Origin of the sequence: Pseudomonas sp. NPDC086251 (genome assembly GCF_044746405.1) — a bacterium.
Lineage (GTDB): Bacteria > Pseudomonadota > Gammaproteobacteria > Pseudomonadales > Pseudomonadaceae > Aquipseudomonas.
Genome location: NZ_JBIVBY010000054.1, coordinates 18,163 through 27,205, shown reverse-complemented (window position 1 = coordinate 27,205; position 9,043 = coordinate 18,163). Strand labels below are relative to the sequence as shown.

At 51.4% G+C, this 9,043-nt stretch carries 6 protein-coding genes; 1 reads left to right on the top strand and 5 read right to left on the bottom strand.

Annotated elements, in window-relative coordinates:
* Positions 1-2,109, top strand: a 2,109-nt coding sequence (locus tag ACIPL2_RS33555) for a bifunctional aconitate hydratase 2/2-methylisocitrate dehydratase (RefSeq protein ID WP_401364679.1), incomplete at its 5' end; no start/stop codon positions are given.
* An 88-nt stretch (positions 2,110-2,197) separates the two neighbouring features.
* Here the strand turns inward: ACIPL2_RS33555 and ACIPL2_RS33550 are convergent.
* The 5 genes from ACIPL2_RS33550 to ACIPL2_RS33530 all read right to left on the bottom strand — a co-directional run bounded on the left by ACIPL2_RS33550 (position 2,198) and on the right by ACIPL2_RS33530 (position 8,945).
* Positions 2,198-2,659 carry a hypothetical protein gene (locus ACIPL2_RS33550; protein WP_401364676.1) on the bottom strand — a complete coding sequence of 154 codons (462 nt, stop codon included), beginning with the start codon at positions 2,657-2,659 and terminating at the stop codon, positions 2,198-2,200.
* A gap of 229 nt (positions 2,660-2,888) precedes the next feature.
* Positions 2,889-3,392: a hypothetical protein gene (locus ACIPL2_RS33545; protein WP_401364673.1), complete on the bottom strand. Its 504-nt coding sequence runs from the start codon at positions 3,390-3,392 to the stop codon at positions 2,889-2,891.
* Positions 3,392-5,512, bottom strand: a complete 2,121-nt coding sequence (locus tag ACIPL2_RS33540) for a tyrosine-type recombinase/integrase (protein WP_401364671.1) — start codon at positions 5,510-5,512, stop codon at positions 3,392-3,394. The genes ACIPL2_RS33545 and ACIPL2_RS33540 overlap by 1 nt, the downstream gene beginning before the upstream one ends.
* Positions 5,509-7,554, bottom strand: a complete 2,046-nt coding sequence (locus tag ACIPL2_RS33535) for a hypothetical protein (RefSeq protein WP_401364668.1) — start codon at positions 7,552-7,554, stop codon at positions 5,509-5,511. Before ACIPL2_RS33535 ends, ACIPL2_RS33540 begins: the two co-directional genes overlap by 4 nt.
* Before the next feature lie 320 nt (positions 7,555-7,874).
* Complete coding sequence (locus tag ACIPL2_RS33530) at positions 7,875-8,945, bottom strand: hypothetical protein (RefSeq protein WP_401364665.1); 1,071 nt, start codon at positions 8,943-8,945, stop codon at positions 7,875-7,877.
* Positions 8,946-9,043 lie beyond the last annotated feature (98 nt).

The window sequence follows — 9,043 nt, the reverse complement described above, 5'->3', positions numbered from 1 at the left end:
CTGCGCGTGTTCAAGGTCACCGGCGAAACCAACACCGACGACCTGTCCCCTGCCCCGGATGCCTGGTCCCGCCCGGACATCCCGCTGCACGCCCTCGCCATGCTGAAAATGGCCCGTGAAGGCATCGTGCCTGACGCCCAAGGCGTTACCGGTCCGATGAAGCAGATCGAAGAAATGCGCAATGCCGGCTTCCCGATCGCCTACGTCGGCGACGTGGTCGGTACCGGTTCTTCGCGTAAATCGGCAACCAACTCGGTACTGTGGTTCTTCGGCGACGACGTTCCTTTCGTACCGAACAAGCGTGCTGGCGGTTTCTGCTTCGGCAGCAAAATCGCTCCGATCTTCTACAACACCATGGAAGATGCCGGCGCACTGCCGATCGAATTCGACGTTACCAACATGAACATGGACGACGTGATCGACCTGTACCCGCATGCTGGCAAAGTCTGCAAACACGGCACCGACGAAGTCCTAACCACCTTCGAAATGAAGACCCCGGTGCTGTTGGACGAAGTTCGTGCTGGCGGCCGTATCCCGTTGATCATCGGCCGCGGCCTGACCGACAAGGCCCGTGCCGAATTGGGCCTGGGCCCTACCGACCTGTTCAAACTGCCTGAAGCACCTGTCGACACCGGCAAGGGCTTCACCCTGGCACAGAAAATGGTCGGCAAGGCGTGCGGTTTGCCAGAAGGCAAAGGCGTTCGTCCAGGTACTTACTGCGAACCGAAAATGACCACCGTCGGCTCTCAGGACACCACTGGTCCCATGACCCGTGACGAACTGAAAGATCTGGCGTGCCTGGGCTTCTCGACCGATCTGGTGATGCAGTCCTTCTGCCACACCGCGGCTTATCCAAAGCCTGTGGATGTCACGACCCATCACACCTTGCCAGACTTTATGCGCAACAGAGGTGGCGTTTCGCTCAAGCCGGGCGACGGCATTATCCACTCGTGGCTGAACCGCATGCTGCTGCCGGACACCGTCGGTACCGGTGGTGACTCGCACACCCGTTTCCCGATGGGCATCTCGTTCCCGGCCGGTTCCGGTCTGGTCGCGTTCGCCGCAGCCACCGGCGTCATGCCGCTGGACATGCCGGAATCGGTCCTGGTGCGCTTCAAAGGCAAGATGCAGCCAGGAATCACCCTGCGTGACCTGGTTCATGCCATTCCTTACTACGCAATTCAGGCTGGCCTGCTGACCGTCGAGAAGAAAGGCAAGAAGAACGCCTTCTCCGGCCGCATCCTGGAAATCGAAGGACTGGACAACCTCACCGTCGAGCAAGCCTTCGAACTGTCCGACGCCTCCGCCGAACGCTCCGCCGCCGGTTGCACCATCAAGCTCCCGGAAAAAGCCATTGCTGAATACCTTATCTCTAATATCACCCTGCTGCGCTGGATGATCGGCGAAGGCTACGGCGATGCTCGGGCTCTGGAACGTCGCGCGCAAGCGATGGAAGCCTGGGTTGGCAACCCTGAGTTGCTGGTTGCCGATGCTGACGCCGAATACGCTGAAATCATCGAGATCGACCTGGCCGAGATCAAAGAGCCTGTGCTCTGCGCGCCAAACGATCCGGATGACGCTTGTCTGCTTTCGACCGTTCAAGATCAGAAAATCGATGAAGTGTTCATCGGTTCGTGCATGACCAACATCGGTCACTTCCGCGCTGCCGGTAAACTTCTGGATCAGGTCAAGGGTCAGCTTCCAACCCGTCTGTGGTTGTCGCCGCCGACCAAAATGGACGCTCATCAACTGACTGGAGAAGGCTATTACGGCATCTACGACAAGGTTGGCGCACGCATGGAAATGCCGGGCTGCTCGCTGTGCATGGGTAACCAGGCACGTGTAGAGCCGAACGCCACTGTGGTGTCGACGTCGACCCGTAACTTCCCGAACCGTCTCGGTGACGGCGCGAACGTTTACCTGGCTTCGGCTGAGCTGGCGTCCGTTGCGTCCATCCTGGGTCGCCTGCCGACCGTCGAGGAGTACATGGAATACGCCGGCAAGATCGACAGCATGGCGGCCGATGTTTACCGCTACCTGTCCTTCGACCAGATCGCCGAGTTCCGTGAAGCGGCTGCGAACGCCAACATTCCCGTCGTTCAAGCCTGACGTGAAACCTCAATGAAAACGCCGCCCATCGTGAGATGAGCGGCGTTTTTTATGCCTTACCGTTTCGCGACTCGCATGAGCAGCTTTTTCAGCCCAAATTTCCGCAGAAAATATCGTGGCCGCCATCGGCCGGACTTCCTCGTACGACCAATGCATAACCGCCGGAACGCAGTGCGGCGTAAGCCAAGGGAACGCTTTTGCGCAGGTGGATACCGCGGCTGTCGCGGGCGCCCAACTCCGGCGTATAAAACTGCGCGTTCACACTCTGATTCAGCTCATAGGCAGGTTTCGGCCCTAGGCTGGCACAACTTCCTGAATATACGTAGGTGTACAAGCGCGCGGGAGAACCGGTACCAAGCGGCACCCCACCAATGAACAGCCGGATGTCTGTTTGATTGCCCATTGGGGCCAGTGTGGCTTGGGCAAAATGCCCGGGGTTATATACCGTGGCGGTTAGGGGAACGGAGGTAATCTGACTGTCTGGTGTAGTTGCACACCCGGAGATCCACCCGACCGCTACCACCAACGCCAGTGAAGATACGATTTTCATCGTAAACCTCTCGATTTGTAAGAAATGCGTTGAAGTGATCCCCCTTGTAAATTTTAGACGTCCAAGGAACGCAGGTATTTCTTCGGATGGTCGGTCGTAGTGCTTTCATGCAGTTACAGCGAATATTGTTTGAAACAGACGCCTAACTCTTTCGCCGCAGATTGAAGATCAGACAGATGAGGGGGCTAGTCTCTCCACATGCTGCGCGACAACAGCCGCTGCGGGGTCGCTACGTCCTTTTCGTGATGGGTATGACTTTGGATGCCCCAGCCATATGCAATTGCTCGAGAAGCGCAGCGTTTTGGTCTCGGAGTTTCCCTATCAGCGCGAGCGCCTCCTCCAGGTCGGCTTGTGCGCTTTGGAGGTCGAGTTCTGTCTTGATGTGAGCGTTCTCGAGAGCATGGTACTTGGTCTCCCAAGCCTTGATTCGTTCCGCAAAAGAGAGGCGTACCCGCATGCGGCCGACAGTTTCTTTTTTTTTGAGAGAGTCGAGCCACATCTCCACACGGGTGTTCAGTTCGGCTTGCTTGGTGGTGAAGAACGTAGTTTTGCCGATACCTGCCCGTCGCGCGACTTCGTTTTTACTCACGGCTCCGCCGTTATGGGGGTAAATTCCGCCGTTATTTTTGATCTCGGTAGTTATGGTGTCCATGGCCGCAAGAACTTTGTGCTCGACCTCCTCTGTCCGCTCTTTGCCGCGAGCCAGCGCGGCAACTTGGAATTTGTTGACCATTATGACTTCACTGCCTCCCGAAGGCTTATCAACTCGGGATTGGCACTCCAAGCAGCAGCAATGTCGTCAAAGCGTTCCAGTTCCTCTTCCAACTGCTCGACTATATTTGCGACCAATAATAGCCGGTTTTCTTCCAGTGCCAGCTGACCCTGATTGATCAAGATTGGGACAATCGCCTGGACGTCTCGTCGTGCGGTTTTTTCTTCGATCCGGTTTTCACAGTCTGAACCGCAGTTGCACGGACTGGCTTGCCTCGAGGGCTTAGTACATAGCACACCTGGCTTGACCACACGGAAATATTGTCCTTTATTGGTTAGAATCACCGCCAATTCGTACGCGGCATCAGCGTTCCATAGTCGGCCCTGACGGTGGAGAATTTCCTCCTGAGTCTTTATTGACTCCACTATATTCGGCGCAGCGCCACCTCCATGACCTCCAAAAGGTAATCCCGAATTATGTAATGAAGTATGAATATCTTCGATAACCTCTTGGCAACGCATGATCCGTAACTCCTGTGCTACCTGTTCTATCTCAACCTGCAATGCCTTATCGGTCAGAATGTAGTGCAACGTCATAGCAATGTCACGATGTCCGAAAAGTTGCATTAGCACACGAGGGCTATCGACAATGGCCAAGGCTGCCAGACGCGCAATTGTTTTACGGAAGCGGTGCGTATGCAAATTTGCACCGCCTGGATCCGGCGCCATATCAAGGCGCTTAGCAAGCTTTTTTAAGGCATGATTGACATCCATTAGTTGCTTTTCTGAATCTGCCCAAGGGCCGGTACCCAAAGAGGCCCATAGATGATCGGCTTTAACCTGCGGTGTTACAGAGCAATCATCGTTTCGCTCCCTTAACAACTCAACACTCTCGCAGGCACTAACCAGTTGAACCTGCTGGGCTAGCGCCTGAACAAGAATCTCAGGTGCCGGCCAATCACGGACTTCACCGGCCAAGACTTTGCTCAATTTGTAGGTCTTGCCGACAATGTTTTCATCGCCGCTTCGAGTCAACTGCACGCATTCTCGTTTTAAGGTCAGGATCTCCTGAACACGTCCAGCCATCGCAAGTAACGCAATCCAAAGGTGGGCACTTTGTAATGTGACCATTAGAGTCAGAATATGTTGCCATGTACGCGGCGGCCACTCGTCTTTGTGACTAACGCGTCCTCTCGAAATCGAGTGCGCGCCCGTACGACCTCCGATCTGAAACCGAAATGGTGGTTGGAGTATCGGTAGACCCTCCCGATCGCGCCAGATGTTCTGGTCGAAATAACGCCGCAGAATTAACCGAAATTTACGACCTTTGAGTTTCATATCGATTAGCTCGGGGAGAGCTTCCGCCAAAGCGATTAAGTTTGGGCCGAGATCTTGCACAATCCATAATATGCGCGGCCCCATCTCCGTCAAGTATTCGTTAGGTATTGGCAGAAATGGATTAGATTTCTCTTCCGAGGATCGCGACATTGCGCCGCCTTTCGGGTTAGTAGTCTTCCCAGTATCTGCGATAACTGGAGTTTCATTCCACAGACCTTTACTGGCGAGCATCGCCATCCGTTTCAGCGTGAGGCGGCAACGTTCGTGCAGATTTAGTTTCTTTAAATCTTCAGGACTTAAGCAGCGTACTAATCCTAATACATCGGATGAATGTTCTTCAAGTTTTCTTTTTATCCCTGCTGCAAGAATTAAGGGTAAATCTATTTGGAGCTGACCCAAAATTGTGGTGGGGTCGAGAGAACTGTTTCCATAGCGTTTGTGAAATGTTGAAGGTCCCATGCGCATTAGTAAGGCGTAGCGAGTCATAACTAATACGCCCTCGTCGAGAAGAATCTCCAAATTCGCTGTGCGCGGAAGATCGAGGGGGAGATAGCGTATCAAACGCTCTCTCAGTAGCAAAACCGCGTCTCTGCGAGTCAACTGACGGCCAATAAGGCTTTCTGGTGTTTCCCAAACCCCAAATTGGTCGCCATGCCCTAGAAATTCCTGGCAGCGAACCACATTAATGCGATCCAAATATTGCAGTTTCTCCTCGACAAAGATGTTTCGTGCGTCGTCATATAGGCAATAAGGATCAGATACCTTTGCGCCGCCGAGTGTCGGATGAACGTCATTAGAGCTCATATGACCTCCACTCGATTAATATCAAAACGCAAACCTGGAACACGGTGCGCACCAGAAGCGATAGCTAATGTCCATCGTTCAACTGCGGTGAGAACGTCATGGAGAGGGAAGAGTTTGAGTACATTAAGCCCATTGATGAGTTCTTGCGAAAAATCCGACGTGAGCCATGCCTCTATTGAAACTGACCGCTGGATAACCCTCAACTCTTCTACTCGCATCGCTACTCCCTCTAAAGACTCGGGAAGGATCACGCCTGCATTACATAACAACCGTTGTTGCCCGCATCGCTTACTACCGTCGGTATCAGGTTGAATCGCGGCTGGCGGGTTGTATGGGTTTTTGCAACCAAAGCGCAACCTACTGCGTTCCAAAGTTCGGTAATCATCTAGACGCTTTTCCATCTCCGGCGTCACAGATCCAAACTGCTGCCGATGAGCGAGAATCGTAATATCTAGTCGTCCCTGCCCTAGTTCACTAAACAAGTCATCGAGAAATGTTCGGACCTTTTGATCTCGCTCGGCATTAAGAATATTATTGTCAACATAGCGCTGTGTAGTTCGCAGTCGGGCGTGGTTCAACAGTCGCATCACTGCTAATATGTTGCTGCCACTCTGACGCCAAATATACATAGCAAAAATATCGCGAAAATCCGATGATTTTACTACAGCGAGTGGAGCCTCCCCGCGCACAATTCTTTCTTCGTTGACTTCAAAAGTAAGATATTCAAGATAGGTTACAGAATTGCCATTGAGGTAATGGCGCTCACACTTTGAATCCACCCACCCTATTTGGCCAGTTCCGCCAACGAAGAGCCATATACTTCGGCATCCCCGATCAAGGCGCTGAACCTCCACGTGTTGCCGAGCCAATTCGCCATGGGACGCTCCAGATTGGCACATTATTTTGTACAGTTCTTGCGCAATGAGAAGTTCGGCCTGCAATAGTTTGCGAATCGGAACTACCCATTTGAGCCAAGCACGAATAATTGGACCCGGCCCCCAGAGAGTTTTCCATAAGCCGTTCACATATTGCTCTTTTCCGCCAGCCCGGGCTTTTGTGCCGACCAATGTATAGCGGCTTTCGTCCTGAGGGTGATTGCGTAAAAAAGACTCTTCGATACTTGCATCCAGCGTAGCTAACACAGACACATTCCAACCGGTGCTCGCCAAACACATATGAAATGCGGTATGGGTTTCCCACATGTTAGGAAATAATGTCTCACGCAAAGTGCAAAGCGCCAAATTTGTTGAATCTTTAAATTTCCTAAAAGTCATTTTACCGCGAATCTGTTCAGAAGCCGGTAGTACTGAATTGCAACTAATTTGAATGTTATTAAAGTAAAGCCAATGTTTAAGAAAATCGGACTCTTCTGCCGTTTTCGGAATGAAATTGGCTTCACGAACACGATCCATTAACTCCCTTTTTTTTCTTACCTTCTGCCAAGCATATTTAAGCGCCATACGTAATACATCTGTATCAGCCTGAGGCGGCAAATTGCGGCTTATCTTCGGACTTTCCGGTGAGTCCCAGTAAAGCTTTGGTAATCCGAGCTCTGTCAGAGTAGCATTCGCAGTGCAAACGAAGAAATTAAAAACACAGGAATCCATTCTATTTTGGCATGCATAAATACTATGAACTCTTGTTAGCTGACGCACATCTTCAACTTTAAACCTTGACTCACCTTCTTGCTCGGCAGCCTTCTCCACATGATCAAGCAGGCGCCACCAAGTACGAAGCGCATGCATGCGATTTCTTACGGTCGCTGCCGAAAGCCCTAATAAACTCGCCTTAATTGCAGGTTCCATCTGACGGATAAGTTGGGGTCTTCCAGAAAAATCCCCCTTCCATCTACCGCTGCAATCAACTCCTTTAGTCTGGCCTTCTGCGAGAATAGTTAGATCAACTAGGGTATTTTGAGCCGGATGTTCAACCCAGAACTGCAATGGATTATGAGTCTCCGGTGGAGATTTAATCACTAATGATTCAGCGCCACTACCTGCATTTTTAAGCAGATGGTCTTTATTATGGCAGCGGATGCTCATAATTTTATATCATCGTCAGCTTCCCGTAATACATCGACCCATCGTTCGTGCAGATTGAGATTTATTCCAATCTGATCGAAGACCCATTGTAAATAAATTTTAGTAGTTTCACGCGAGACATGCCTCAGTTGCGGTTGGATTTCGAGCTCTATGATTGAAAGCGCCGTGCTTTGGAACGACTGAATGATCAATGCGTCTACATTAGTTTTGAGCGCTATCTCCAGTAGGTTTCGCTGATCTTCCATCCGCCGCCAGAGTAGGGTGCATGCCCAATAGTGACGAGCGATATGTGGCGACCAGCATTTAGGACGCTCAACGCTTCACCATGATTCATAGATGCTGTTGCCGGTGTAGCGCTTACCAGTCAGCGGATTTAGGAAAAGATGGACCGTTTCTTCTCGGATTCGCCGCTGATCAGAAACGGTGCCCCCCTCTCTGATAGCTACATCGAGTGCTTGAGGTCGTTGTTTTTCACGATAATCATGCAGCTTTTTCGCCAATGGAAGAGGTATCCGAATCGTACCTGAAGGCCCAATTTTATCGCCATGATTCCGCCCGTATTCCTTTCCTTTTGTGCCGAACTTTATCTCCAGTAATATGGCCTGTTTCTCGTAAGCGGAATAAGGATTTAAGATACTCCACTTATCTGGATCCAAAGGTAAAGTGTCAATCCGCCAGCAAGCCGCCTCCTCGCGCCTAATGGCCGTTTCCATAATCAGTTCTGCGATCAGCGCCTCTGTAGGTCCTCTAACTGATTTATTGATAAGCCGTGCACGCCATATGGCAATTTCTACGTCCAATGGAAAATTTATTAATCGCTTGCTTACATGAAGCTTTCCTTTTCTCGCGTCGACCGCTTTCGGCTCAAAACCATATGAATTTCTGGGGTAATTAGGTATGTAGGTGCGTACGACTTTGGGAACTACGAATAGGGGTCGCAATCCCTTGTCGGCTGCCCACGTCAAATACTCGACAGCGATCTCAACGCGAACGTTGACGGTTGCCTCAGCCAATGGTCTGTTGTCACGAGACCATGCGCCACTCAGCATGTTCGCCTGGTACTTACCAATCAGGTCCTGACTGTACTCAAGCGTCATCGGTTCGCACCCAGTGACTTCACACCACTCTAGAACATTGCAAAGCCGCTCCGCATAATTTTGCATGCTCTCAAAGGATGGCGGTATAGGGATTTGCTCTGTACCACGACCACGTGGATCCCATAGCCCTAAACCGCGATCTATTAGGAAACGGCTACCGAGTCGGTGATAAGACGGGCGCGAGTCAAAAATAGCGGGGATGTGTGCGACCTTCTCATACCCAGCATTGCGAAGAAACAGGGGTGACGGGTAAACCGTCGCGAAAGAGTATTTTCCTTGATCATCTGACTTCATGGTTCTTCACCACTTAATCGCATTCAATTTGACCGCTCCATCAGCTTCTTCGATACCGACAGATATAGTGCTTAACACACATACATCTCTCCGCCGCA

Coding starts and splice junctions, on each gene's coding strand:
- ACIPL2_RS33550 (WP_401364676.1), bottom strand. CDS start 2,659: ATGAAAATCGTATCTTCACTGGCGTTGGTGGTAGCGGTCGGGTGGATC.
- ACIPL2_RS33545 (WP_401364673.1), bottom strand. CDS start 3,392: ATGGTCAACAAATTCCAAGTTGCCGCGCTGGCTCGCGGCAAAGAGCGG.
- ACIPL2_RS33540 (WP_401364671.1), bottom strand. CDS start 5,512: ATGAGCTCTAATGACGTTCATCCGACACTCGGCGGCGCAAAGGTATCT.
- ACIPL2_RS33535 (WP_401364668.1), bottom strand. CDS start 7,554: ATGAGCATCCGCTGCCATAATAAAGACCATCTGCTTAAAAATGCAGGT.
- ACIPL2_RS33530 (WP_401364665.1), bottom strand. CDS start 8,945: ATGAAGTCAGATGATCAAGGAAAATACTCTTTCGCGACGGTTTACCCG.